This window comes from Pseudomonas sp. B414, assembly GCF_055408445.1.
The window spans coordinates 22,685-47,725 of the sequence record NZ_JBUZTQ010000035.1; the positions used below are offsets into that span (position 1 = coordinate 22,685).

19 protein-coding genes are annotated in these 25,041 nt (G+C 57.5%); 13 read left to right on the forward strand and 6 right to left on the reverse strand.

What is annotated here, in order from left to right; all coding sequences use genetic code 11:
• Nucleotides 1-25: 25 nt before the first annotated feature.
• From ACZRMH_RS21600 to ACZRMH_RS21610, 3 genes are all read left to right on the forward strand, one after another.
• Nucleotides 26-709, forward strand: coding sequence for a response regulator (locus ACZRMH_RS21600; RefSeq protein WP_464015204.1), 684 nt, complete (start codon nucleotides 26-28; stop codon nucleotides 707-709).
• A complete protein-coding gene (locus ACZRMH_RS21605) occupies nucleotides 706-1,968 on the forward strand; it encodes a HAMP domain-containing sensor histidine kinase (RefSeq protein ID WP_464015205.1) in 1,263 nt (420 codons plus the stop codon). The genes ACZRMH_RS21600 and ACZRMH_RS21605 overlap by 4 nt, the downstream gene beginning before the upstream one ends.
• Before the next feature lie 85 nt (nucleotides 1,969-2,053).
• Nucleotides 2,054-2,503 carry a hypothetical protein gene (locus tag ACZRMH_RS21610; protein WP_464015206.1) on the forward strand — a complete coding sequence of 150 codons (450 nt, stop codon included), beginning with the start codon at nucleotides 2,054-2,056 and terminating at the stop codon, nucleotides 2,501-2,503.
• Here ACZRMH_RS21610 and ACZRMH_RS21615 read toward each other — a convergent pair.
• A complete protein-coding gene (locus ACZRMH_RS21615) occupies nucleotides 2,497-4,083 on the reverse strand; it encodes an aldehyde dehydrogenase (NADP(+)) (RefSeq protein ID WP_464015207.1) in 1,587 nt (528 codons plus the stop codon). The two genes, ACZRMH_RS21610 and ACZRMH_RS21615, sit on opposite strands and share 7 nt — an antisense overlap.
• Before the next feature lie 418 nt (nucleotides 4,084-4,501).
• On the opposite strand from ACZRMH_RS21615, the gene ACZRMH_RS21620 reads away from it, so the two are divergent.
• The 3 genes from ACZRMH_RS21620 to ACZRMH_RS21630 are packed head-to-tail and all read left to right on the forward strand — an operon-like array spanning nucleotide 4,502 to nucleotide 7,191.
• Nucleotides 4,502-5,725, forward strand: a complete 1,224-nt coding sequence (locus tag ACZRMH_RS21620; RefSeq protein ID WP_464015208.1) for an SfnB family sulfur acquisition oxidoreductase — start codon at nucleotides 4,502-4,504, stop codon at nucleotides 5,723-5,725.
• Between the two features lie 2 nt (nucleotides 5,726-5,727).
• Nucleotides 5,728-6,393: a methionine ABC transporter permease gene (locus ACZRMH_RS21625; protein ID WP_464015223.1), complete on the forward strand. Its 666-nt coding sequence runs from the start codon at nucleotides 5,728-5,730 to the stop codon at nucleotides 6,391-6,393.
• 27 nt (nucleotides 6,394-6,420) lie between these two features.
• Nucleotides 6,421-7,191, forward strand: coding sequence for a MetQ/NlpA family ABC transporter substrate-binding protein (locus ACZRMH_RS21630; RefSeq protein WP_464015209.1), 771 nt, complete (start codon nucleotides 6,421-6,423; stop codon nucleotides 7,189-7,191).
• Between the two features lie 7 nt (nucleotides 7,192-7,198).
• On the opposite strand, the gene pcp is transcribed toward ACZRMH_RS21630, so the two are convergent.
• Genes pcp through ACZRMH_RS21645 form a run of 3 tightly spaced genes read right to left on the reverse strand, consistent with a single transcriptional unit; the run spans nucleotide 7,199 to nucleotide 9,529 of the window.
• Nucleotides 7,199-7,837, reverse strand: coding sequence for a pyroglutamyl-peptidase I (gene pcp / locus ACZRMH_RS21635; RefSeq protein ID WP_464015210.1), 639 nt, complete (start codon nucleotides 7,835-7,837; stop codon nucleotides 7,199-7,201).
• A 7-nt stretch (nucleotides 7,838-7,844) separates the two neighbouring features.
• Nucleotides 7,845-8,795, reverse strand: coding sequence for a DUF979 domain-containing protein (locus ACZRMH_RS21640; protein ID WP_464015211.1), 951 nt, complete (start codon nucleotides 8,793-8,795; stop codon nucleotides 7,845-7,847).
• Nucleotides 8,792-9,529 (reverse strand): DUF969 domain-containing protein, encoded by a 738-nt coding sequence (locus ACZRMH_RS21645; protein WP_464015212.1) that lies wholly within the window; start codon nucleotides 9,527-9,529, stop codon nucleotides 8,792-8,794. The genes ACZRMH_RS21640 and ACZRMH_RS21645 overlap by 4 nt, the downstream gene beginning before the upstream one ends.
• 305 nt (nucleotides 9,530-9,834) lie before the next feature.
• Here ACZRMH_RS21645 and ACZRMH_RS21650 point away from each other — a divergent pair, with 305 nt between their 5' ends.
• On the forward strand, nucleotides 9,835-10,755 hold the full coding sequence (locus ACZRMH_RS21650) for a LysR family transcriptional regulator (RefSeq protein WP_464015213.1): 921 nt from the start codon (nucleotides 9,835-9,837) through the stop codon (nucleotides 10,753-10,755).
• Nucleotides 10,756-11,011: 256 nt separating this feature from the next.
• Nucleotides 11,012-11,296: a hypothetical protein gene (locus ACZRMH_RS21655; protein WP_464015214.1), complete on the forward strand. Its 285-nt coding sequence runs from the start codon at nucleotides 11,012-11,014 to the stop codon at nucleotides 11,294-11,296.
• Here ACZRMH_RS21655 and ACZRMH_RS21660 read toward each other — a convergent pair.
• Nucleotides 11,278-11,964, reverse strand: a complete 687-nt coding sequence (locus tag ACZRMH_RS21660; protein WP_464015215.1) for a response regulator — start codon at nucleotides 11,962-11,964, stop codon at nucleotides 11,278-11,280. The two genes, ACZRMH_RS21655 and ACZRMH_RS21660, sit on opposite strands and share 19 nt — an antisense overlap.
• Before the next feature lie 288 nt (nucleotides 11,965-12,252).
• Here ACZRMH_RS21660 and ACZRMH_RS21665 point away from each other — a divergent pair, with 288 nt between their 5' ends.
• The 5 genes from ACZRMH_RS21665 (at nucleotide 12,253) to ACZRMH_RS21685 (ending at nucleotide 20,897) form a co-directional block, all read left to right on the forward strand.
• Complete coding sequence (locus ACZRMH_RS21665; protein ID WP_464015216.1) at nucleotides 12,253-14,541, forward strand: type I secretion system permease/ATPase; 2,289 nt, start codon at nucleotides 12,253-12,255, stop codon at nucleotides 14,539-14,541.
• Nucleotides 14,538-15,779, forward strand: a complete 1,242-nt coding sequence (locus ACZRMH_RS21670) for an HlyD family type I secretion periplasmic adaptor subunit (protein WP_464015217.1) — start codon at nucleotides 14,538-14,540, stop codon at nucleotides 15,777-15,779. The genes ACZRMH_RS21665 and ACZRMH_RS21670 overlap by 4 nt, the downstream gene beginning before the upstream one ends.
• Before the next feature lie 2 nt (nucleotides 15,780-15,781).
• Nucleotides 15,782-16,954 (forward strand): TolC family protein, encoded by a 1,173-nt coding sequence (locus ACZRMH_RS21675; protein WP_464015218.1) that lies wholly within the window; start codon nucleotides 15,782-15,784, stop codon nucleotides 16,952-16,954.
• Entirely contained in the window at nucleotides 16,878-17,213 is a 336-nt protein-coding gene (locus ACZRMH_RS21680; protein WP_464015219.1) for a hypothetical protein, read from the forward strand. The genes ACZRMH_RS21675 and ACZRMH_RS21680 overlap by 77 nt, the downstream gene beginning before the upstream one ends.
• A 105-nt stretch (nucleotides 17,214-17,318) precedes the next feature.
• Nucleotides 17,319-20,897, forward strand: a complete 3,579-nt coding sequence (locus tag ACZRMH_RS21685) for an ATP-binding protein (protein WP_464015220.1) — start codon at nucleotides 17,319-17,321, stop codon at nucleotides 20,895-20,897.
• A gap of 87 nt (nucleotides 20,898-20,984) precedes the next feature.
• Here ACZRMH_RS21685 and ACZRMH_RS21690 read toward each other — a convergent pair.
• Nucleotides 20,985-25,041 (reverse strand): Ig-like domain-containing protein (locus ACZRMH_RS21690; protein WP_464015221.1); only part of this gene is annotated, 4,057 nt, incomplete at its 5' end.

A 25,041-nucleotide genomic window follows, 5' to 3' on the forward strand; every position in this document is an offset into this window, starting at 1 on the left:
GTCGATCCCCCTTCAAGAGTTCGCCATGATCCGTGTATTGCTCGTCGACGATGACCAGGAACTGACCGGTTTGCTCAGTGAGTACCTGGAGCGTGAAGGCTTTGAGGCAACCGCTGTGCATACCGGCGAGGAGGGCGAGGTGCAGGCGCTGTCCGGGCACTACAGCATCGTGGTGCTGGATGTGATGCTGCCGCGGCTTTCGGGGATCGAGGTGCTCAGGCGCATTCGTGCTCGTAGCCAGGTGCCGGTGGTATTGCTGACCGCCCGTGGCGACAATATTGACCGTATCACCGGTCTGGAGCTGGGCGCCGATGATTACGTGCCCAAACCCAGTTCGCCGGGTGAACTGGTGGCGCGCTTGCGCGCCATCATGCGCCGGGTGCAACCGGTGGGGCAGGTCACCAGCGAAGTGATCAAGACCGGCCCGCTGGTGCTGTGGCCCGGCAAGCGTCAAGCGCTCTGGCAGGGCGTAGAATTGGGCGTGACCAGTACTGAATTCAGTTTGCTTGAAGAGCTGGCCCGCAGTGCCGGACAAGTGGTCAGCAAGCAGGATTTGTCGCTCAATGCCCTGGGCTGCCCGCTGACGCGCTATGACCGGCGCATCGACGTGCATATCAGCAGTATCCGGCAAAAGCTCGGCCCTCGCGCTGATGCCAAGGCGTGGATCCAGAGCGTACGCGGGCTTGGCTACTTGTTGATCGCCGAATGATGAAGCCCAGCCGATTGTTCTGGAAACTGTTTCTGGCTTTCTGGCTGGCCACCAGCCTGACGTTTTTTGTCGGTATTGGCATTATTACCCTGAGCCGCCAGGGCCCCGGCAACCCGCATCTGGATACCATCCTGGAAAGCGAGGAGCAGTTGCTGCGCCAGTTCGGCGTCGAGGCTGGCAGGCAGTTGCTGCAGGTGTGGCACCACCCCGATGGTGAAGCGATTGCGGTCTACGACAGCCACGGGCAACTGCTGGCCGGATTGCCGATCGTAGACCCGGTTTTTGAGCGCACGGTGCTCAGCAAGGAAGGGTTGAGCCTGTCGCTCAGGTCCTCGCGGGTGCCCGGCAATGGCGGCGGGGAAGGCGGCCCGGGGTTGATGCCATTGTTGATCGGCACCGTGATGAGCGCGCTGTTCAGCAGTTTTATGGCCTTTTATCTGGCTTGGCCACTGGCGTACCTGCGTCGGGCCATGAGTGATGTTGCCCAGGGTCGTTTCGAAACCCGGGTCAAGCCGATCATGGGCTCGCGGCGCGATGAAATCGTCGACCTGGCCGAAGACTGCGATCGCATGGCCAATCAGCTGAAACTGCTGGTGGATGCCCAGCAACACCTGCTGCATGACATCTCCCATGAGTTGCGTTCACCCCTGACACGCATGCAGGCGGCCATCGGACTGTTGCATCAGAACCCGGCGCGTGCCGATATGGTGGAGCGCATCGAGCGTGAGTCCTTGCGCATGGACACCCTGATTGAAGCGCTGTTGACTCTGGCGCGGGTGCAGGGTCGCCCCGAGAGCATTGCGCGTGAGCCGGTGGATATTATCGAGTTGCTGGCGCTGATCGTTGAAGATGCCCGGTTCGAGGCGGGTATCAAGGGTTGCCGGGTCAACCTGCAGGGGTGCGCGCCTTTTGTCAGCCGGGTCAGCGGCGAGCTGTTGTATCGCTGTTTTGAAAACGTTATCCGCAATGCCGTGCGTCATACCCACCCCGAGACGGCGGTGTTGGTGGTGGCTGGAACCAATCCTGATGGGAGCAGCCTGACGGTGCGCATTGCTGACCAGGGGCCAGGTGTTGAAGAGTCGCGATTGCAGCGGATTTTCGACCCGTTCGAGCGCGGTGCCAGTGAAGCTGGCAGTGGTTTTGGCCTGGGCCTGGCAATCGCCTCCAGGGCGGTGGAAATGCACGGCGGCACTATCCTGGCACGTAACCAGGCGGGTGGCGGCTTGTGTGTGGAAATTCATTTGCCCCGCCAGGCATGATCTTTACACGAGATTACATTGCCTTGACGGCCCTGTACGCCATGCCCCGGTAGACTTTGCCACTCAATATCGAGCGGAGGTGGGCATGTTTCTGGTGCATAAAAAGGGTTTTGTGGCCGGCAAGAAAATGGTCGACGGGCTGGTGCCTTACGACTTTTTTTGCGAAGACAACCCGGCCATCAACCTGTTTGTATTTACCGGCGCCGGGGCGCTGGGGCAAACGGTCGAGGAGCAGACGCTATGGGGCTTTACTCGTCTTGAGCGTTTTGAGGCACTGTCCAGCACCCTGGTCGCGAACAAAAAGAACCAGGGCTGGTTTCAGAGTGTGAATGTGCTCACCGGCCCTGCGCAAAACGGCACCCAGACGGTGAAATTTCAACGGGTGCTGAAAATCATCAAGCATGTCAGCGTCAGCAACCGCGTCGCCAGCAAGGCGGGCTACGAGATTCTGACCGAGGAGGGTGACACTTACTTCACCCTCCGGCACGCCGCCGGGCATAGCGCCCGGACCGTGATTTACGCCGCCGATCAGTGACCCAGCGGGTCGCGGCTGTGCTTGCCGTTGACCAGCCGTTCGATGCCCAGCGGGTTGGCGTTTTTCAGGGCATCGGGCAGCAGGCTGTCGGGGTAGTTCTGGTAGCACACCGGGCGCAGGAAACGGTCGATGGCCAGGGTGCCCACCGAAGTGCCACGAGCATCGGATGTCGCCGGATATGGCCCGCCGTGCACCATCGCATCGCACACCTCGACCCCGGTCGGGTAGCCGTTGAGCAGCAGGCGCCCGGCCTTGTGTTCCAGCACCGGCACCACTTCGGCGAACGCCTGCAAGTCAGCAGGCTCGGCAATCAGCGTTGCAGTCAGCTGGCCATGCAGGCTATGCAGGGCTTGCAGCAATTGGGCCTTGTCAGCGACTTCGACCACCAGCGTGGTGGGGCCGAACACCTCTTCCTGCAACACCTCGGCGCCACCGATCAGCAGACTGGCATCGGCCTGGAACAGTTGCGGACTGGCCTGGTTGCCTTGTTGCGGCGCACCGGCCAGGTGGCGGATGCCTTCGACACCAGCGAGGCGTTCGATGCCTTTGTTGTAGCTGACCAACCCCCCGGCATTGAGCAGGGTCTGCGCGGATTGCTCGCTGAAGAACTGAGCGAGTTCGCCAACAAAGGCACTGAACTCGGCAGAGCGGATACCCAGGACCAGGCCCGGGCTAGTGCAGAACTGCCCCGCGCCGAGCATCACTGAGCTGCCCAACTCCCGGGCAATTTTCGAGCCCCGAGCACTCAGCGCCTGTGGCAATACCAGCACCGGGTTAATGCTCGACATCTCGGCAAAGACCGGGATCGGCTGCGGCCGTGCGGCGGCCATATCGCACAGGGCGCGGCCCCCGGAAAGAGACCCGGTAAAACCGACGGCCTGAATCGCCGGATGCTTGACCAGCGCAGCGCCCACGCCTGCACCGTAGATCATGTTGAACACACCGGCGGGCATATCGCTACGCTCGGCGGCACGCACAATGGCCAGCGCGACCTGCTCGGCGGTTGCCATATGCCCGCTGTGCGCCTTGAACACTACCGGGCAACCGGCGGCGAGGGCAGAGGCGGTGTCACCGCCTGCAGTGGAGAATGCCAATGGGAAGTTACTGGCGCCGAACACCGCCACCGGGCCCACGCCGATACGGCACTGGCGCAGATCGGCTCGCGGCAGGGGCTGACGGTCGGGCAGCGCCTGGTCGATACGCGCGCCATAAAAATCACCACGGCGCAGCACGTTGGCAAACAGGCGCATTTGCCCGCTGGTACGTCCGCGCTCGCCCTGGATACGTGCGGCAGGCAAGGCGGTCTCACGGCAGACGATGGCCACGAAGTCGTCACCCAGTGCGTCGATTTCTTCAGCGATGGCTTCGAGAAAGTCGGCGCGTCGAGCGGACGGCAAACTGCGAAAAGCGGGGAAGGCGTTATTGGCGGCACTGACGGCGGCGTCCACTTCGGCTTCGGTGGCCTGGATAAACTTATAAGGCAACGCTTCGCCGGTGCTGGCATCCACGCTTTGCAGATGAACGCTGCCCGCGCCGCTGCGCTTGCCGCCGATAAAGTTCTGGCCGGTAATCTGTGTCATTACATGTCCTTATAAAGAATGAGTGGTGTTATTTGGCACACCGCCTGTCAACGGTGGGAGCGAACTTGCTCGCGAAGGCATCCACGCGGTCTGACTGAAACAACCCATCGCCTGTATCGCAGGCAAGCCAAGGCGAGCCGTCAAGACTCCTTCTGGCGCTCACTGTAGTTTTTGTCAGAAGGCCTGCCCAATGACGAATGCTGATTGGGCGATAACCTCTGGTCATCCAGCCCGACCGATAGCACTGTTTGCCAGGCAACAGTGGCTGCACAGACTGTTGCCCTGGCAACTGCGAATGTTTTTTTATATTTATAACTGATTGATTTATATATAAAAAATAGATGGCATGGATTCTGCTCTCAAGCTGTTAACGGTCGCATTTGCTGGCGACCCACTCAAAGCAAGAAGTGAGAAGTTTATGCCGTACACCCCTGCCGATGCCCCGTACCCCCTGTCCATTGCCAATGCCCATATCATCCGCACGGATGCCGAAGCTATCGATGTCGCTCATAAAGTGGCGGCGTTTTTACTGGAGGGCGATGCCGAACGTGACCAGCTGCGCCAAGTGCCCGCCGAGGTGCTGGATGTGTTCTCCAACAGCGGCCTGTGGGGTATTACCGTGCCCGCCGAGTACGGCGGGGCGCAGGTGTCTTACGCCACGTTGGCCGAAGTGATCACGATTATTTCCGCCGCCGATGCCTCGCTCGGGCAGATCCCGCAGAACCATTACTGCCTGCTCGAAGATATCCGCCTGCAAGGCACGGATTTGCAAAAGGCGTATTTCTTCGATCTGGCCCTCAAGGGCAATCGCTTCGCCAATGCCATTTCGGAAACCGGCGGCAAGACCGTGCAGGATATCCAGACGCGCTTTGTTCAAGAGGCAGATCACGTCGTTATCAACGGCCGCAAGGGTTATTGCACCGGCTCATTGTATGCCCACTGGCTTGGGGTGCTGGCGCTGGATGACGAGGGCAGGGCACACCTGGCCTTTGTGCCGCGCAGCAGTGCCGGGCTGACCGTGGTGGACGACTGGTCGAGCATCGGCCAGCGCAATACGGCCAGTGGCACGGTGCTGGTGGAGGATCTGCTGGTAGCCGACTTCAACGTTTTCCAGACCTGGCGCTCCTATGAAAACCCGTCCCTGGCCGGGCCCTTTGCGCAAATCACTACAGCGGCCATCGACGCCGGTATTGCCCGTGCGGCTTTGCGCGACACTCTGGTTTTTGTTCGCGAACATGCGCGGCCGTGGATCGACTCGGGTCTGGACAAGGCCAGTGATGATCCGCTGACGATCATCCAGATCGGCAAGCTGGGCATTCAACTGGATGCCGCCGAAGCTCTGCTCGAACGTGCTGGAAAAGTCATGGACAGCGTGCGCGCGACCCCGGATGAAAACGCGGTGGCGCGTGCCTCGGTGGCAGTGGCCAAGGCCAAGGTGCTGACCACCGAGATCGCCCTGGAAGCCAGCACCCGCCTGTTCGAATTGGGCGGTACGCGTTCTTCGCTGGCGCGCCACAACCACGATCGCCACTGGCGCAATGCCCGGGTGCATACCCTGCATGATCCGGTGCGCTGGAAGTACCACGTAGTTGGCAACTGGCTGCTCAATGGGGTCAACCCGCCGCGTCACGACTGGTCATGAGCATGATTGCGTTGCTGAGCGGCCTCAACTGGCCGGAGATTGGTGAGGCCTGCCTTGCCACGCTGAGCATGCTCAGCGTGGCGCTGGGTTTTACCGTGTTGCTCGGCTTGCCGCTGGGGGTGGTGCTGTTCCTGACCGGCAAGCAGCAGTTACATGCAAAGCCCGGTGTGTACCGGGTGCTGTCGGTGCTGGTGAATATTTTCCGTTCGCTGCCTTTCATCATCGTGCTGATCGTATTGATCCCCTTGACCACGGTGCTTGCCGGCACCTCCCTGGGCGTGAAGGGTGCCATCCCGCCGATGGTGGTGGGTTGCACGCCATTTTTTGCACGGCTGGTGGAAATCGCCCTGCGTGAAGTCGATCACGGCGTGGTGGAGGCCACCCAGGCCATGGGCGCCAGTACCTGGCAAGTGATCTGGCACACCTTGCTGCCCGAAGCGCGCAGCGGCCTGATCGCGGCCATCACCGTGACCGCCATTGTGCTGGTGGACTTCACGGCGATGGCGGGAGTGATTGGTGGCGGCGGGCTGGGGGATCTGGCGATTCGTTTCGGCTATCAGCGTTTTCAGACAGACGTGATGGTGGTCACCGTAGCGCTGCTGGTGGTGCTGGTGCAGGCCCTGCAGATAAGCGGTGATCGTCTGGTTTTACGTTACAACCGTCGTTGAGGCGGCCTATTTTTTTGGAGTTTTGCCATGAAAAAGCTTGTTGCCCTTGCGGCTGTTTTTGCTGCGCTCAGCGTTCACGCCGGTGAAAAACTGGTGGTGGGTGCCAGCCCGGTGCCTCACGCCGAGATTCTCGAGTTCGTCAAACCCGAACTGGCCAAACAGGGCGTGGATCTGGATATCAAGGTGTTCACCGATTTTATCCAACCCAACGTGCAACTGGCCGAGAAGAATATCGACGCCAACTACTATCAATATCGACCGTTTCTGGATGAGTTCAACAAGACCCGCCACACCGATCTGGTACCGGTAGTGGGGGTGCATATCGAGCCTTTCGGGGCTTACTCGACAAAGATCAAGCAGATTTCGGAACTCAAGGACGGCGCGTCGGTGGCCATTCCCAACGATCCGGTCAACGCCGGCCGGGCGCTGGTACTGCTCGATGAGGCAGGGCTGATCAAGCTCAAGGACCCGAGCAACACCCTGTCCACCACTCGGGATATTGCCGAAAACCCCAAGCATCTTAAAATCCGCGAACTGGAAGGTGCGCTACTGGCCCGCTCGGTGAGTCAGGTTGATCTGGCATTTGTGTTTGCCAACTACGCCCTGGAAGCGGGCATAGACACCAACAGCGCCTTGATCGTGGAGAAGGGCAAGGACTTGTACGTCGAGTATCTGGTCGCCCGACCGGACAATATCCAGAGCCCGGCTATCCAGAAGCTGGCCCAGGCACTGAACTCGCCACAAGTGCGTGAGTTCATCCTGAGCCGTTACAAGGGCCAGATCGTGCCTGGCTTCTAATCCTCTGTCAGCTGATTTGACCGCCACTTTCCAGCACATCGTGCCCGGTGTTCAGGGCCGTGATCAGCGCGATACGCAGCCCTTCCACCTGGGTGGCCAGTGCCATGGATGGCCCGCCTGTCTCCACTGCCTGTTGCGGCAGCGGCGGGACGTGGATAAAGCCGCTGCGTACGCCAGCACCGGCCAATGCATGCTGCAGGTAATAGAACACCTGATTGCAGACAAAGGTGCCCGCCGTGTGCGACACCGACGCGGGAATGCCGGCTGCTTTAATCGCGCGCACCATTGCCTTGAGCGGCAAGGTGCTGAAATACGCCGCAGGCCCTTGCGCCACGACAGGCGTATCGATCGGCTGATAGCCGAGGTTGTCGGCAATGCGGGCATCGTTGATATTGATCGCCACCCGCTCGATGCAGATATCAGTGCGGCCGGGGCCCAGCCCGACGGCGATCACCAGTTCCGGCTCGAACTCTTCCAGCAACTGCTGCAGTTGCCCGGGTGCCCCGCTAAAGGTGCAGGGCAACTGGCGGGCGACGATACGTATATCGTCGTGCAAGTTACCGTCCAGAAGGCGCACGGCCTCCCAGGACGGGTTGACGGTATCCTGGTCAAACGGTTCGAAACCGGTCAGCAGTACAGTGCGCATCAGGGCCTCACATCAGCAGGTAAAGAAGCACGATATTGACCACCAGCATCATCAACGCGGTGGGCATTTGCGCCTTGATCACGGCGTATTTGTCCGGAAGTTCCAGCAGGGCTACGGGCACGATATTGAAGTTGGCCGCCATCGGCGTCATCAACGTACCGCAGTAGCCGGAGAACATGCCGATAGCCGCCATGACTGCCGGGTTGGCATCGTAGATACCCACCAGCACGGGCACGCCGACACCGCCGGTCATCACCGGGAAGGCGGCAAAACCGTTGCCCATGATCACGGTAAACAACGCCATGCCCAGCACGTAGACAATGACCGCCACCAGGCGGTAGTCCATGTTGATATAGGCAGTGGTGACGTGGGCAACGGCGGTACCGACCCCGGCGTCGTTGAACAGCAGGCCAAGCATGGCGAGCATTTGCGGCAACACCATGGTCCAGCCCAGGGCTTCGGTGAGGCGTCGTGATTCGCGCAGGCCTTGCAGTGGCGTATCACGGGTCAGGATGCAGGCCAGCAGCAGTGCCACCATACAGCCAATACCCAGGGACACGAAGGTGGTGTTTTTTGGGTCGAGCAGTGGCACGCCACCGATCTGGGTGTTTTTCAGCAGGATTGAACCGATCACCGTCACCAGTGGAATCGACAGCGCCGGGATAAACAGCTTGTGGCCCAGACGGCCAGCACTGGCGCGGGCGGCCTTGACATGCAGTTCGGCGTGGGCACCACGGCCGACGCCACCGATACCGGCAATACCGGCCATGATCAGCACGCCAACACCGACCACAAATGGTGACAAGCGATCACCAATCAGAAACACCATGGCGAACAGAGCCCAGAACAGACCGCTGGTCCAGCGTTTCGGGTGGGTGCGATCGCTCAGGATCATGCCGGCGGTGATCAGCAGCAGAACACCGGCCAGCCAGTAGAAATACTCAATGGAAATAATCATCGTGCCAGCTCCTGAGCAGCGTCAGCTTCAGCTTCTTCCTGGGCGACTTCGGCCATGCTGCGTTCCAGCATCAGGTCGAAGCGATACAGGCGCAGGGCATGCACGATAAAGGCGCAAATCGCCGTCGGAATCCCCCAGAAGGCAATATGCAGCGGCTCGACATCAAGCCCGGAACCCAGCAGGAAAGTGTGCATCAGCGCGATTGCACCGAAGGCCACAAACACGTCCTCACCAAAGAACAGGCCGATATTGTCGGTCGCAGCGCACATGGCCAGCACTTTCTGCCGCACGGGTGCAGGCAGCTTGCCGTATTTGTTTTCGGCGGCGCCCTCGGCCATTGGTGCCAGCAGCGGGCGAACCATTTGCGGATGCCCGCCCAGACTGGTCAGGCCCACTGCGGCGGTGGTTTCGCGGACAAACAGATACATGATCAGCAGGCGCCCGACCGTGGCGCGCTTGAAACTGGCAATCCAGTTTTGCGCATGCAGGCGCAGGCCGTGGCGTTCGAGCAGGCCGATAACGGCCAGGGGCAATAGCAGGATCAGTTGCAGGGCACGGGTTTGCAGAAAGCCTTCACCCATTTCGCTGATGATTTTTTCCAGAGGGAAGTTGGCAGCAAGGCCGGTAACGATGGCTGCCGCGCTGACCACCAGCAGCGGATTAAAGCGCAGCACAAAGCCAATGATGATGACGAACACGCCAATCAGCGGCCACAGATTTACGACGGTTTGCATGAGGGGAGTATCCCTTTAGCTGGTTGCCGCAGCACCAGGGCAGGCTGGTGTGAGCAAGTCGAAAGCGGTCAGGCTCACTTTCGAAAAATCGGTACGCTGCCGGACTCAGCGTGTTTTTTTATTTTTGACGACCTATGACGCCATTGGCCGATATGTTTGGTGGCTTTGGGTTGGGCGTCCAGTCAATAAAAGTTGTCACCGCTGAACAAAAAAGTTTTATCAATCACCGACTTAAGCCGACTGGCCTGCACCTGCGGCAAGGGTTTACAGTGCTGCCCTGGTTTTGCTTGGGTGAGGCGTCCTAAATGAATATGCGATTTCTTCTTACGTTCGTCTGGGTGGCGCGTCTTGGCAGCTTTCGACTGACCGCCGAAAAGCTTTCAAGTACCCAGGCAGCCATCTCCAGTCGCATTTCAGTGCTTGAAACCGAGCTGGGCGTGCAACTGTTTCAACGTGATTCGCGTGGGGTCAACCTGACCCGTGAAGGTCATCAGGTACTGGGCTATGCCGAGGAGATGCTGGCCACCCAGCAGCGCCTGCTGCAGTCGCTGGGGCAGGCGGACAGCTTTGCCGGGCGGCTGCGCATCGGTGTGATGGACACCGTGATCCACAGCTGGCTGGGGGATCTGATCAGTGCCCTGAGTCGCGACTATCCCCAGGTCGAGGTCGAGCTGACGGCCGATACCGCGCTCAATCTCAATGAACAACTGCTTAAAGGGCAGTTGGACCTGATCTTCCAGACCGACTTGTTGCGCGCCGATGGCGTGCGCAATGTGCAATTGGCCAGTTACCCCCTGAGCTGGATTATCGCCAGGGGCGCGGCGCTGGATCGCCGCTACGAGAATCTGGCGGATCTGTGCCAGGAGCGGCTGCTGACCTTTTCGCGTTTGTCGCGGCCCCATCAGGACATGCTCAACTTCCTGCACCAGCACGGCATTGCCACACCGCGAATCAGCTGTATCAACTCGGTGGCGGCGATTATCAAGCTGGTGGCCGACGGCTTCGGCATCGGTGCCTTGCCACCGGTACTGGTCAGCCGCGAACTGCAAAGCGGGGCGATGATTGCGCTGCCGATCGAAACTGCGCCGGGCTTTGCGGTGTATGCGAGCTGGCGCACGGGAGCGGGGCTGGAATTGAACGAGGCGGTGGTCAGCCTCAGCCAGGCAGTGGTTGCTGAGTATCAGCGCAGTGTTGTGCCTGAGCACTTTGTACTGCCTGAAGTCTGATTCAATGCTGCTCACTTGATGTGGGAGCGAGCCTGCTCGCGAAGGACTCAAGAGCGTCGCGATTATCCAGTCAGCACGCGCTATCGTTCACGGCCTTCGCGAGCAGGCTCGCTCCCACAGGAGTAGCGTTCGCTGAGTTAACATCTGATCCGTATTTTTTCGCGTTAACTGCGACTGTTATGTATGCAGCTTGCGGCGCAAAATTCCCGTCAACCTTTCGAGACAGACGAGGACCTGAGTAAGCAGCAACGCTCGCGTGTGGTCGGCTGATGCTCTGCGCCTGTTTTATTACGAACGTTTGACGGGGAAATTTGATGAGCAAGATGGCATGGTTTTTGGGCGGCTTTCTGGTGTTGACCATTGGCATCGGTATTCTGGCGACGATTCCGCCGGGTTGATCAGCGACACTATCAGGGGCAATAACGCCCAGAAAAATCCGCGCCGGGTTCATGCAGGTTATTGCATCGCGACCCTGCGCCATCAAGTTGGAATGCAGGCAGTGCTTGCAAAAATGTATCCGGATCAAATTGCATTCAACTGATTTTGCAGTTTGAACAGTTCGGTATCTGTGCTGATACCGAGTTTTCTAAAAGCCGACTGTTTTTGCCCGCTGATGGTTTTTCGGCTGCGCAGGAATTTGCTGGCTATCTGGGAAACCGACATGCCTTCCAGGCAGCAACGCAATACTTCGCTCTCCTTGGGGGAAAGTTGTGGGTGGTCTGCCAATACCTTGTCACCGTCAAATGGCTGGGTCATATCTAACTGCACAACCGACAACTTTTCTATTTTCGTTGATATTGCGGGTGACATGTAAATACGGTCCATGGCGACCATACGAATGGCGTGCAGCAGATCTTCGGTTTCCTGGGATTTCCCTACAAAGCCATGGGCACCGGCACGGATGCTCATGTTGACAGTGGCGGGGCGCTCCAGAGAGGAGTAAATCAAAATCCGGATAGTCGGATAGTGGCTATGTACCAGTTTAATCAGGCGCAAACCATCAAGTTCACCATCGCCCAACAGATAGTCCAGCACCAGCAGGTCAACGTCCTGGCCTCGCAGACTGTCAATCAGGTAGCGACTTGTTGAATAGGCACCGAGTACTTTGAAATCGGCTTCCAACGATAACCGGATTTTTAAGGCGTCCCTGATCAGTGCGTGATCATCCAGCAGAACGATACGCAAAGGCGATGCGACAGACCATCTCATAGTCGACCTGTTCCAGAAGTTGTTTCGATGAAGCCTGCAAAGTTTTCCAGGGTATTCTATTAATTATAGTTCAAGTTCGTACAAATAACGGATGTCAATGTAGCCCGCTCAATTGTCCTGGGCGCTGATATTTCTCGTGTGCTTCCTTTTGATGCAATGCATTGAATTTGAGACAAGTCTCATTTCGCTGAGTTGATTGTGTTGCCAGAATTATCCTACGGATACTTCGGCTAATGCCTCTGGCGCGCAGCCTGCCATGGCATTAGCGATTAACCTTGGAGGCATTCTGTGTCTACCGCCAGCCTGCCTGCCGAATCAGGGAATGAAAGCCCTGCCATATCCGCTCCACAAACTCGCATCGAAGACACGTTGCTGCAAAGTGTCTCGTGGCTTTGTGAACATTATGGTTTGAGCCGCTCATCCGAAGCGCTTACGGCGGGCTTGCCCATGGCTGGGCTACTTTCTCCCTCGCTGGCGCTGGCCAGCCTGACAAATGCCGGAATAACTGCAGCACTGGTGCAACGGCAAGTTCGAGCGTTATCCGAACAGTTGTTTCCGATCATTCTGCTGCGCAAGGAAAGGGGTGGTTGTGTGCTGGTGAGCCGCCGCGCAGAGCCTCAGGCCGAAGATAATCGGGCATGCCTGTATCAGGTGATTCTGCCGGAGATAAGTACCCGTCCGGTGGAAATCCCCCAGTCCGAAATGGACGAGTTGTACGCCGGTTTTGCCATTCTTGCCAAACCCTGTGCCAAGGTCGATACACGCGCTGGCGAGGAAGCCGCAAGGCCAGCCGGGCACTGGTTGTTAAGTACCCTGTGGCGCTATAGGCGCTACTACCGCAGTGCGGCCATCGGTGCGGTACTGATTAACGTCCTGGCACTGGCCAGCATTTTTTTCACTATGAATGTCTACGACCGGGTGATCCCCAATCAGGCTTTTGTGACGCTGTGGTCATTGGCGATCGGTGTGCTGGTGGCCATGGTGTTCGAGGCAATTGCCCGGTATGTGCGCGCGCACTTGTTGGATCATGCGGGCAAAAAGGCCGACCTGGTGCTGGGTACTCTGTTGTTTCGTCAGGCATTGTCGATTCAGATGGAACACAAACCCGGGTCTTCAGGAGCGTTTGCAAACCAGTTGCGCGAATTTGAGTCGGTCCGTGATTTCGCTACATCTGCCACTCTGGTGGCCATCTCCGATTTGCCATTTGTATTGATGTTTGCCGGTGTGATCTTTGTTGTCGGCGGCCCGCTGGGCTGGGTGCCATTGCTGCTGATTCCGTTGATTGTGCTGGTCAGTGTGGCTGTCCAGTGGCCGCTAGCGCGCACGATGAAAGAAAACCTGCGTGAAACATGCCTCAAGCAGGGCTTGCTGATCGAGGCCATTGAAGGTCTGGAAACCCTCAAGGCTGTAGGCGGTGAGGCCTTTATGCAACGGCGCTGGGAAATGTTCAGTGCGTTGGCTGCCAATACGTCGATGAAGGCGCGACAGCTGTCGAGCGTTGCCGGCGGCGTGGTGATGTTTTTTCAACAAGTGCAGACGGTGGTGCTGATTGTGCTCGGGGTGTATCTGATCAATGCCGGTCAGTTGACCATGGGGGCGCTGATTGCCACCGTGATGCTCGCCAGTCGTGCAACCGCCCCGCTGGCTCAGGTAGTGGCGCTGGCTGTGCGTTTCCAGCAGGCAAAAGCTGCGCTGCAATCGTTGAACAAATTGATGAAAGTACCTGTGGATCGAGATCCCAGTCTTGAATATCTGGCCAAACCGCAGTTGACCGGTCAATTAACCCTCAAGAACCTCACCTTCGCCTACCCGGGGCAATCAAAACAGCTCAATCAGCCTGCCTTGCAGGGGATTGAACTGACGATAGAACCGGGCGAACGGGTGGCGATTCTCGGCCGGGTCGGCAGCGGAAAGTCGACGTTGTTACGGGTGATGGCGCGCCTCTACCTGCCAGTGAGTGGGCAGATGTTTACCGATGGTCTGGACGTCAGCCAGATCGATCCTGCGGACTGGCGCAAGGCCGTTGGCTATGTTGGACAGGATGCACGACTGTTTTACGGCTCCCTGCGCGAAAACGTGATGCTCGGGCGGCCTGAAGCGACAGCCGAAGAGTTTTTGCGGGTGCTGCGTCTGACGGGCCTGGATCATGTCGCTGCTCGTCATCCCTTGGGTATCAACCTGCCGATCGGTGAAATGGGCGAAGGCTTGTCCGGAGGTCAGCGTCAGTTGGTGTCGCTGGCCCGCAGTTTGCTGGCCCGTCCGTTACTGCTGTTGCTCGACGAGCCCACCAGTGCCATGGATTCGCAGACTGAAACGCAGTTTATGCAACACCTGCAGCGTGTCACGCAGGGGCAGACCCTGGTTGTGGTGACTCATCGCCCGTCAGTGCTCAGGCTGGTAGAGCGCATTCTGGTGATTGACGAGGGCAAGATTGTCGCCGACGGCCCCAAAGACATGATTCTGGCTGCCATGGACAAAAACGTTCATGACGCGCCAACAGCAGCCAAATACCGTGCGACGTCGGTTGGCTCGAATGCCACCCGCAAAATTCAGCCCAATGCGGAGTCGGCACCATGACCCGCATACGCTTGCACCGTCGAAATCTTAGCCCGCTGTTACCTGGCGATTCCTTCTACATGAAAGATGTTCAGGAGTCATTGCTGATCCAGACGACGCCTGGCTCCCGGCTGGTCATGTACCTGATTGTAGCGGTGCTGACAGGTGGCCTGGTATGGGCACATTACGCTCGTGTTGAAGAAATCACCCAAGGTGAAGCCAGGGTCATCTCCAAGAGCCGTGAACAGATTATCCAGAGCCTGGAAGGCGGGATTCTGTCGCAAATGGATGTGCGTGAAGGCGATGTTGTCGAGAAGGGGCAGGTGCTGCTCAAGATTGACCCTACCCGTGCCCAGGCCAGTTACCGCGAGACCTTGTCCAAAGTCATCGGCCTCAAGGCCAGCATTTCCCGCTTGCGCGCCGAAGCTTACCAGCAGCCGTTGCAGTTCGATGACATGGTCAAGGCCGACAAGGTGGTCATGGAGCAAGAGATTCAAGCTTATAACGCGCGCAAAAGTGCACTGAACCAAAGTATTAACGGGCTGCAGCGCAGCTATGACTTGAGCGCGCGTGAGCTGCGTCTTGCCGAACCGCTGAGCGCCAGGGGCTTGATGTCCGAGGTCGAGCTCTTGCGCATGCGCCGTCAAGCCAACGAAATAAAGACGCAGATCATCGAGCGTACTAACCGTTACCAGGCAGAGGCCAGCGCAGAGCTGGCAAAGTTTGAACTGGAGCTGTCACAAACCAGCGAAAGCCTGGTGGGGCGTGCCGATGTTGTGGAGCGCACCACGCTGACCGCTCCCGTGCGCGGCACCGTCAAGAACGTACGGGTCAATACCCGTGGCGGAGTGATTCAGCCCGGTGAGCACATTCTGGAAATCATTCCTCTGGAAGACCAGTTGCTGGTGGAAGGCAAGATTCGCCCAGCCGACGTGGCTTTCCTGCATCCGGGCCTGGCAGCCATGGTGAAGATTTCCGCATACGACTACAGCATTTATGGCGGACTCAAGGGCAAGGTCCAATACATCAGCCCCGACACCCTCAAGGATGACCAGAAAGCCGCTGCCGGCCGCGCTGACGATACCTATTACCGGGTGCTGATCCTGACGGACAGCAGCAGCCTCGAGGCCGGCGGAAAATCGCTGCCCATCATTCCCGGGATGGTGGCCACGGTTGAGATCCGCACGGGTGAAAAAACCATTCTCGACTACCTGCTCAAACCGGTACTCAGGGCTCGGGAAGCATTCCGGGAGCGTTAACCATGACGTTTAATTCAGCGGTTGCACAGTCCAGACTCGGGGCTTGTGTCGTTGTGCTGTGCTTGTTGGTTCTGTTCAGTTCTCAAACGGCAGCGGTTGGTACGCCTCCAGCCCTGGCGCGTATTGAGCCGCAGCCCTACAGCGTCTCGGCCGTGGCCTATGCCGGTCTGTCCAACCGCATGACGGCTCGGGCCCAGCAGGGCGAAATCAATACTGGCCCTTCAGCGCAAGAGCTGCGAGGCATTTTCTCGCAGGCAGTGGACGCAGCCATCATGCGCAGCCCGAAAGTGAAAGGGTTCCAGGCGCAACAGCAGGCTGCTAGCTCCGATATCGATGAAGCCAAGGGGCACCGTTGGCCCCAGGTTGAACTGGGCTCTCAAACCAGAGCTTTGCAATTTGGCAAGAGCTCGCAGGACGAACAGGTCGGTGGAGGGATCAACCTTTCGATAACCACCATGGTTTACGATTGGGGACGCCTGGATAACACCATCGCCAGCCGCAAGCAGTTGGCTGTTGCCGCTGATGAAGGCACGGTCGCGCAGATGGAAAGTACGGGCTACGAAGTAGTGTCTACCCTGATAGAACTGGGTAAGCAGCGGGTCATCAGCGATCTTGGCCAGCAATTTGTCAATCGCATGCAAGATTTGGAGAAAATGCTCGCTAGTATCGTTGCGGTGGACCATGGCCGAGCCAGTGAGTTGACCCAGGCCAGGGCACGCCTGATGCAGGCCCGGGCCTTGCGCGATGCGGCTGTCGCCAGGGCCCGTGATGTGCAAATCAGTTTGTATAAACTGGTGGGTGAGCGCGAGGTTCCGATCCCGCGCAGCAAACAATGGAACATCAGCCTCACCCCAATGGAGCAACTGCTCAGTGATGCGCAGAATCATCCAACGATCATCCAGGCTACTGCCCAGGCAGAGTCGGCAGAGTTGCAAGCCAAAGTCGTACATGCTTCCGGCTTGCCGCAGTTGAACTGGGTGATCAGCAAGAACACCAGCCAGGACTCATTCGGTCGCGAGCAGCCTTGGCAGACCACCCTGAATATGACCTGGAGTGTCTTTAGCGGGGGGGGCAAACCGTGCAGCCGAGCGTGCGGCCTTGTATCGCGCCGACGCCAGCCGTCAAGAGACGGAGCAACAGCGCCTGGACCTGGAGTACCGCATCCGTACGGCTGACAACGATGCACGCTCCCAGCTGGAACGGGCCGAGTTGTATCGCGACTTGTCGGTGGAATCAGATCTTGTCCGTGAGGAGTTTTTCCTGCAGTGGAAAGAGTTGGGCAAGCGCTCCTTGCTCGATGTGCTCATTGCAGAAACTGATCATTACAACAATCAGGTCAATGAAATCAGCAACCGCTTTGACGGCTATCAGTCGATTGTGCAGGAGTACGCCAGTGCGGGGGTTCTTGCGCGCTGGTTGCAGGAAGGTCATTAATAGCGGTGTTTGTACCCAGGTCAGGTGTAAGGATTTTATTTTTATCCTCATTCTCTATGGAATGGCTGCACTTTGAACGTATCAGCCGCAAGGCGTTTTCTCTTTATGCTGGGCATGCTGCTGTTGGTGGCGACTTGTTCGGCCTACGCCGCAGAGCCTGCGCAACTGCGCGTGCGCACACCTGTGCTGGCTCCCAAGGTGGCGTTCGACCCTGATACTCGCGCATGGCTGGACAACAAACCTACGGTTCGGGTTGCATTCTGGGGTACCGCGCGGCCTCCACTGCACGCAGGTTATGAGCCTGATGTATTTGAGGGTGTCACAGCAGATGTACTGGGGTTGCTGCAGCAGACCATGGGCGTTCCCTTTGAAATCCTGCGTTATGGCAACAGGCCCGAGGCGCTTCAGGCCATTGCTAGGGGTGAGGTTGATATGCTGGGGCTCAACGACGTGAGCCAGACCGACCCGCAGACGCTGCCCACCACACCCTACCTGTTAAACCGGCAAGTTATCGTTCGGCGCATTAACGAACCCGTGACCACTGATACTGACATCGCCCGCGGCCGCCTCGCTTATCTGGGCACCGGGTCAGAGCAGCAGCTACTGCACGCGCAGTACCCTGACAGTAGCCTGATTCGCTACTCCAGCCATTTGAACGCCATGGCGGCACTGGCTTATGGCCAGATCGAGGCCTTTCGCACCAATGCCATTACGGCCGAGTTTCTGATTTCCCGCTTATACCGCAACAAACTCTTTATTGTCGGCAATGCCGCGTCGCCCAATGTTGCCGATATCAATTTTGCAGTCAGCGCCCGTACCCCTGAACTGCTTAAAGCGATCAACCAATCACAGGCGGCATTCCCGGCGGCCGGAATGTCGCGGATCACTTCACGATGGGGGTTGAGCAACAACTTTGTGATCGCTCACAAGATGCTCGACTTGAGCCCCGAGCAAAAGGCCTGGATTGTCGCTCACCCCAAGGTCAGGGTACTGGTGGCTGGGGCTTATGCGCCGCTGACATTTTTCGATGAGCGCGACCGCCTGCAAGGCTTGGGTGCCGACTTGCTTAAGCGGATCAGCCGAAGCACGGGTCTTGAGTTCGAGCTGGTGCGCAGCGAGGGTTCCGGCGATATGGTCGAACAGCTGGAGCATCATCAGGCGGATATGATTACGGCCTTGAATCTCGACGATTATCGGCTCTCTGCTGAGCAGTATACCCAGCCCTATCTGGTCAGCCCGTTTGTGGTGGTTACCCGGCGGGGGCATGCCGATATACACAGCCTTAATGAACTCAATGGCTTGAAAGTGGCACAGCCCGCCGGCAACGCCCTCTCAGCCTGGGCCGAGCAGACCTATCCCGGGATTACCCAGGTGGCCGTTGAAAGTCCGACCCATGGCCTGGAAATGCTGATGGCAGGTCAAGTCGATGGCAGTGTTCAGACCCAATTCGGCGCTAACTATTTCATCAATTACTACTACCAGCAGGATTTGCATATCGCTTCGGTATTTGGAGCAATGCCGGCAAGGATTGCCATGGCTGTCGCCGAAGACAATCAGATCCTTAAAGGCATCATCAATCAGGTGCTGCAGGAAACACCCCCCGAAGAGCTTCAGCAATTGACAGATCGCTGGAGCAGTTACGACGTACCTGCACTCGCCAACTCCTGGAACACTTACAAGGATCTTGTTTACATCATCATCGCCTGTGCGATTTTGTTTGTGCTGGTGGTCCTGATCTGGAATTACTTTCTGCAGGTGCAGATCCAACAACGGAAAAAAGCCGAGCAGACCCTTGGCGATCAACTGGAATTCACCCGCACCTTGATCGATGGTGCCCCGGTTGCCCTTTACGTACGGGACGAGCAAGCACGCCTGGTTCAATGCAACCGTGCCTATCTGGATTTTCTCCAGACCAATGCCAACGAAGTCCTCGGCAAGACCTTACTGGAGAGCCAGCACGTCAGCCCGCACATCAATGCGCGTTACCATCAGTTGTATCTGGACATACTGAAAACGGGTCAGCCGGTCTATGCCGATCTGGAAGTGCTGGTGAAAGACCAGCCCTATCAGATTTATCATTGGGTATTGCCGTTCAATGACAGTAATGGTCGTTATATTGGCCTGATCGGTGGTTGGCTGGACATTACCGAGCGTGTGCACCTGACAGAAAAGCTGCGTCTGGCCACGGAGAACGCCCTGGAGGCCAACCGCTCCAAATCGGTATTTCTGGCGAGCATGAGTCATGAAATCCGCACCCCTATCAGCGCCTTGATCGGCCTGATTGAGATGTTGCGGGTACGGGGCGCTTCACCGGAGCAAATGCAAGACAACCTGCAAGTGGCTCACCAATCAGCTCAGTCATTGTTGTCGTTGATTGGTGACATTCTGGATTTTTCCAAAATCGAAGCGGGTGTTATGGAGCTGTTGCCAAGGCCCACTCATCTGACCGAGTTGATGCAGTCGCTGTACAAGCTGTTTTACAGCAGTGCCCGAAAAAAAGGCCTGGATTACCGGTTGTGTATGCAGGTTATTCATCACGGCGTGAGCATCGATGCCTTGATGCTCAACCAGATCATTTCGAACCTGTTGAGCAACGCCATCAAGTTTACCGAGCAGGGCCGTGTGCAATTGTTGCTGCGTGAGCTCCCGGGGACGAACAACACCGGCTATGGCCGGTTTTCGATTGAGGTCAGCGACTGCGGGGCAGGCTTGAGCACTGAGCAGCAGAAGAGAATTTTTGAGCCATTTGTACAGGCCAACCCCAGCGAGGATCGAACCAAGGGCACCGGTCTGGGGCTTAGCATCTGTGTCAGTCTGGCCAAGTTGTTGGGCGCGCACCTGAGTGTCAGCAGCCAACCAGGCGTGGGTTCACGCTTTACCCTGATGTTTGAAGCGCCGTTGATTGACATCGCGCAAGACGGTGTCCAGATAAAAGCAAAGATGCCTTTGACTTATCGTCTGAAAGTGCTGGTAGTCGAAGATCATGCGCCCAATCGCCTGGTGCTGTGTCAGCAGCTGGAGTACTTGGGCCACGAAGCCGTGTCATATGGTGACGGCGAGTCGGCACTGGCCATTTGGGAACAGGCCAGCCCGGCATTCGACCTGACCATCACCGACTTCGGTTTGCCGGGCATGGACGGTTGCGAGTTGACGCGGCGCATGCGTGATGTTGAGCAGGCTATGGCCCGGCGTTGCCATCCAATTTTTGGCTTGACTGCCAACGCCCAGCCGCAGGTTGTCGAGCGTGGTCTGGCAGCGGGCATGAATCGCTGCATATTTAAGCCCCTGGGGCTGGATGCTCTGGCGCGCTTGATTGACGACGTAGTGCAACAGTGCGAGCGTCGTGCCCGGGCTGCTGCTTGTACTGTGGGAGGCGAGTTGGAGAAAATCAGGCTGCTCAGCCCCGAGTCTTATAGTTCCTTTTTGGAGGAAATCCTCAAAACCCATCGTGATGATGCGCTTGAGCTGACGCGGTTGCTGCACAGTGGAGGGGTTGAGGAACTGGGCAAACTGGCACACAAGATCTGCGGCGGGGCACACCTGACAGGCGACCTCGTATTAAAAGATGCCTGCAGTGCGCTCGAAAGGGTTGCGGAGCAAGGCTCGCTGGAGGCTTGTCATGGCCCGGTGGCGACAGTGCTGGCAAGTCTCAAGGAGTCGGAGGAGCGGCTGTTGCAGCACTGAGGTCTCGCTGCGACCGCTGACTTATTGGCAGATATTTGCGCTCCGATTACTTCGCCAGATGCTTAAAACGCTACTCAATGTCGAGCCCTACACCAGGTTTGTTTGCACCCCTTGCTGCACCAACAACTCGGCATCCAGCGCATCGTGGCGATACACCTCGTAGACCACGCCACTCACGCTCACTTGGCCACTGTTGGCCCAGTTGCCCGGATCAATGCTACCGGCCATCAGGTCATCAAGATTGACGGTGTCACCGGCAGTTCCCTTGACCATCATTTGTACGAAGCCATCATCGTTAAACAACGAGACACCGCCTTGTTCCAGCACATCACTCAAGGTCAAATTCAGGGTGTTATTATTGGTACTGTCGAGGTCAATGATTTCAATGGACTTCAGTTTGTCAACAAGATTGGTCAAGTTCAGCAGTTGGTCACTACCGGTTATTGCAAGGGTATCATTACCACTGCCACCGTGGATTTCACCGTAAACGCTATTGGTGAAGCCACTGACGTCGGCCAGCGAAAATACATCGTTACCGCTTGTGCCATAGTGTGCGCCGAACTCTTCGCCACTGATGGTTTGCATGCTTGGGGCATCCTGGAATTCAAAACCGTTAAGTTGATAGAACTGGAAGTTGTCCATAAACCCCCAGTCGGTGGTGTACGCCTGGATACTGCCGATCAATACACCGGCAGGAGCGGTGTAAGTCACTGTATAGCCAGGTCTGTAGGCGGCAAATTCCAACGTTTCCAGCAGGTTTCCACCAGTATCGTAAAAAGAATAGCTTGCCGGTTCATCTAAATGATCGGTGGTAAAGGTTATCGACGTGCAGGGGGTATTTGGGGTTATTTCAAGTCTGTCACCGGGAGTGCCGTTTACAGCAGATTCACCGAAATACAAACGCTTGCCACTGCCATAAGAGGGATATGTGTTGAAGTACGAATTGACTCGAGTTTGACCTTCAAGAACGGTGACCTGCATGTTTTCCAAAGTTAGAGTATTCCCGGCCAGGTACGTTAAAGTGTCGGTTACACTGCCGAAGTTTTCAGTGGTGACTGTAATCACATTGCTGATGTATTGAGAGTTGTTCCCCGCAGCATCAACGATCGCAGCGCTTACGTCATCAACCGTAAGTGGCTGGAGTGCTGTCGGGACATTGATTGTCACCATCCCGGCCTGGATATCCGCCTGGGTGAGCGCATAGTCATAGTGTTCGTTACCTATTGAAAGGTTGATGGAGTCACCTGCCGACAGTTGGCTACCATCGTATACAACGTTGACCGAGTTGGTGTTAATGATAAGTGCGGTTGGATTATCCGGCGCAGTCGTGTCTGGGCTAATATCCTGACCAATAGTCAACCTAAACTTCAGTGAGTACGGGCTTTCAACACTTGCCGCGTCAATAGCTTTTGCCCGGAACTCCCAAATAAAGCCTGAATCCAACGTAGGTGCTATCCATGACCATTGACCATCACTACCCACCGTTACTGGAGCAACGGCGTCCGTCCATGTATCAATGGTTTTACCGTACTGAACATAAACCGTACTGCCTGACTCTGCCATGCCGTACAGGGTTAGGGTGGTATCGTCAGTCCGGCCCCCGTTTAATATTTCACCTATGTCAGGCCCCATATCATCAACCGCCAGGATAATAAGCGGGATGCCGAGGGTTAGAGTGAACTTCTCCGTATAACCACTCACGTTGCCAGCAGTGTCTTGGGATCTTGCTCGGAACTCCCAATTGCCCTCTTCCAGAGCAGGAGTGGTCCAGGTCCAAGTGCCATTAGTTCCGACTATCACTGAGGTGATGGCATCCAGCCAACTGTCTCCTGGGTTACCGTACTGCACGTAAATGGTACTGCCAACCTCACCTGTACCGTTTAAGGTCGGTGTCAGGTCGGCAGTCCAGCTGCCGTTGGTTAGAGCGACGGTGACTGCGCCTGCGTCGTTCACCGCTTCGGTGATTGTTGGAACAACAGGAGCAATGGTGTCGACGGTAAACCCGATGGCGGCACTGGCTAGGCTTTGGTTACCGGCAAGGTCTTCGACCACGGTGGTAAAACTGTGGACGCCTTCAGTCAGGGCGGTGGCGGTGTAAGTCCAGATGCCGGTGCCATCGACTGTTTTACGGACCAGCACGGTGCTGCCGTCATAAATGATCACTGTGCTTGCGGCTTCAGCAGTGCCGCTGAAGGTCGGGGTATTGTCGTTGGTGATGCTGCCGTCGGTGATGGTGCCTATAAATAGGGGGGTGTTATCGCTCCAGGTGCCGGTTGCAGCATCTGGTAAAAGCGTATCGACGGTGAAATTGATCGCGGTACTGGCCAGGCTTTGGTTACCGGCTATGTCTTCGACGACGGTGGTAAAGCTATGCAGTCCATCGGTTAGAGCGGTGGCGGTATAGGTCCAGGTGCTGGTGCCATCGACTGTTTTACGGACCAGCACGGTGCTGCCGTCGTAAATGATCACTGTGCTTCCAGCTTCAGCGGTGCCGCTGAAGATCGGGGTGGTGTCATTGGTGGTACTGCCGTCGATGATAGTGCCGGTAACCGGGGCGTCGTCGTCGCTCAGGGTGCCGATGGCAGCGTCTGGTAGGTTGGTATCGACGGTGAAATTAATCGCGGTGCTGGCCGGGCTTTGGTTACCGGCTTGGTCTTCGACGATGGTGGTAAAGCTATGCAGTCCGTCGGTCAGAGCGGTGGCGGTGGCGGTGTAGGTCCAGATGCCGGTGCCATCGACGGTTTTACGGACCAGCTCGGTGCTGCCGTCATAAATGATCACTGTGCTTCCAGCTTCAGCGGTGCCGCTGAAGATCGGGGTGGTGTCATTGGTGGTACTGCCGTCGATGATAGTGCCGGTAATCGGGGCGGCGTTATCACTCAGGGTGCCGATGGCAGCATCCGGTGAAACCGTATCGACGGTGAAATTAATCGCGGTGCTGGCCGGGCTTTGGTTACCGGCTATGTCTTCGACGACGGTGGTAAAGCTATGCAGTCCATCGGTCAGAGCGGTGGCGGTATAGGTCCAGGTGCCGGAACCATCGACGGTTTTACGGACCAGCACGGTGCTGCCGTCGTAAATGATCACTGTGCTTCCGGCTTCAGCGGTACCGCTGAAGATCGGGGTGGTGTCATTGGTGGTACTGCCGTCGATGATAGAGCCGGTAATCGGGGCGGCGTCGTCGCTCAGGGTGCCGATGGCAGCGTCTGGTAGGTTGGTGTCGACGGTGAAATTGATCGCGGTGCTGGCCGGGCTTTGGTTACCGGCTATGTCTTCGACGATGGTGGTAAAGCTATGCAGTCCGTCGGTCAGAGCGGTGGCGGTGGCGGTGTAGGTCCAGGTGCCGGAACCATCGACTGTTTTACGGACCAGCTCGGTGCTGCCGTCATAAATGATCACTGTGCTTCCAGCTTCAGCGGTGCCGCTGAAGATCGGGGTGGTGTCATTGGTGGTACTGCCGTCGATGATAGAGCCGGTAATCGGGGCGTCGTCGTCGCTCAGGGTGCCGATGGCAGCGTCTGGTAGGTTGGTGTCGACGGTGAAATTGATCGCGGTACTGGCCAGGCTTTGGTTACCGGCTTGGTCTTCGACAATGGTGGTAAAGCTATGCAGTCCGTCGGTCAGAGCGGTGGCGGTGGCGGTGTAGGTCCAGGTGCCGGTGCCATCGACGGTTTTACGGACCAGCTCGGTGCTGCCGTCATAAATGATCACTGTGCTTCCAGCTTCAGCGGTGCCGCTGAAGATCGGGGTGGTGTCATTGGTGGTACTGCCGTCGATGATAGAGCCGGTAATCGGGGCGGCGTCGTCGCTCAGGGTGCCGATGGCAGCGTCTGGTAGGTTGGTGTCGACGGTGAAATTGATCGCGGTGCTGGCCGGGCTTTGGTTACCGGCTATGTCTTCGACGATGGTGGTAAAGCTATGCAGTCCGTCGGTCAGAGCGGTGGCGGTGGCGGTGTAGGTCCAGGTGCCGGAACCATCGACTGTTTTACGGACCAGCTCGGTGCTGCCGTCATAAATGATCACTGTGCTTCCGGCTTCAGCGGTGCCGCTGAAGATCGGGGTGGTGTCATTGGTGGTACTGCCGTCGATGATAGTGCCGGTAATCGGGGCGGCGTTATCACTCAGGGTGCCGATGGCAGCATCC

Bases quoted from the DNA above. Each gene is read 5' to 3' on its own strand.
- ACZRMH_RS21640 (WP_464015211.1), bottom strand. From the start codon at position 8,795: ATGATTATTTCCATTGAGTATTTCTACTGGCTGGCCGGTGTTCTGCTG.
- ACZRMH_RS21670 (WP_464015217.1), top strand. From the start codon at position 14,538: ATGACCCGCATACGCTTGCACCGTCGAAATCTTAGCCCGCTGTTACCT.
- ACZRMH_RS21650 (WP_464015213.1), top strand. From the start codon at position 9,835: ATGAATATGCGATTTCTTCTTACGTTCGTCTGGGTGGCGCGTCTTGGC.
- ACZRMH_RS21600 (WP_464015204.1), top strand. From the start codon at position 26: ATGATCCGTGTATTGCTCGTCGACGATGACCAGGAACTGACCGGTTTG.
- ACZRMH_RS21615 (WP_464015207.1), bottom strand. From the start codon at position 4,083: ATGACACAGATTACCGGCCAGAACTTTATCGGCGGCAAGCGCAGCGGC.
- ACZRMH_RS21610 (WP_464015206.1), top strand. From the start codon at position 2,054: ATGTTTCTGGTGCATAAAAAGGGTTTTGTGGCCGGCAAGAAAATGGTC.
- ACZRMH_RS21685 (WP_464015220.1), top strand. From the start codon at position 17,319: ATGCTGGGCATGCTGCTGTTGGTGGCGACTTGTTCGGCCTACGCCGCA.
- pcp (WP_464015210.1), bottom strand. From the start codon at position 7,837: ATGCGCACTGTACTGCTGACCGGTTTCGAACCGTTTGACCAGGATACC.
- ACZRMH_RS21660 (WP_464015215.1), bottom strand. From the start codon at position 11,964: ATGAGATGGTCTGTCGCATCGCCTTTGCGTATCGTTCTGCTGGATGAT.
- ACZRMH_RS21620 (WP_464015208.1), top strand. From the start codon at position 4,502: ATGCCGTACACCCCTGCCGATGCCCCGTACCCCCTGTCCATTGCCAAT.
- ACZRMH_RS21675 (WP_464015218.1), top strand. From the start codon at position 15,782: ATGACGTTTAATTCAGCGGTTGCACAGTCCAGACTCGGGGCTTGTGTC.
- ACZRMH_RS21605 (WP_464015205.1), top strand. From the start codon at position 706: ATGATGAAGCCCAGCCGATTGTTCTGGAAACTGTTTCTGGCTTTCTGG.
- ACZRMH_RS21625 (WP_464015223.1), top strand. From the start codon at position 5,728: ATGATTGCGTTGCTGAGCGGCCTCAACTGGCCGGAGATTGGTGAGGCC.
- ACZRMH_RS21630 (WP_464015209.1), top strand. From the start codon at position 6,421: ATGAAAAAGCTTGTTGCCCTTGCGGCTGTTTTTGCTGCGCTCAGCGTT.
- ACZRMH_RS21645 (WP_464015212.1), bottom strand. From the start codon at position 9,529: ATGCAAACCGTCGTAAATCTGTGGCCGCTGATTGGCGTGTTCGTCATC.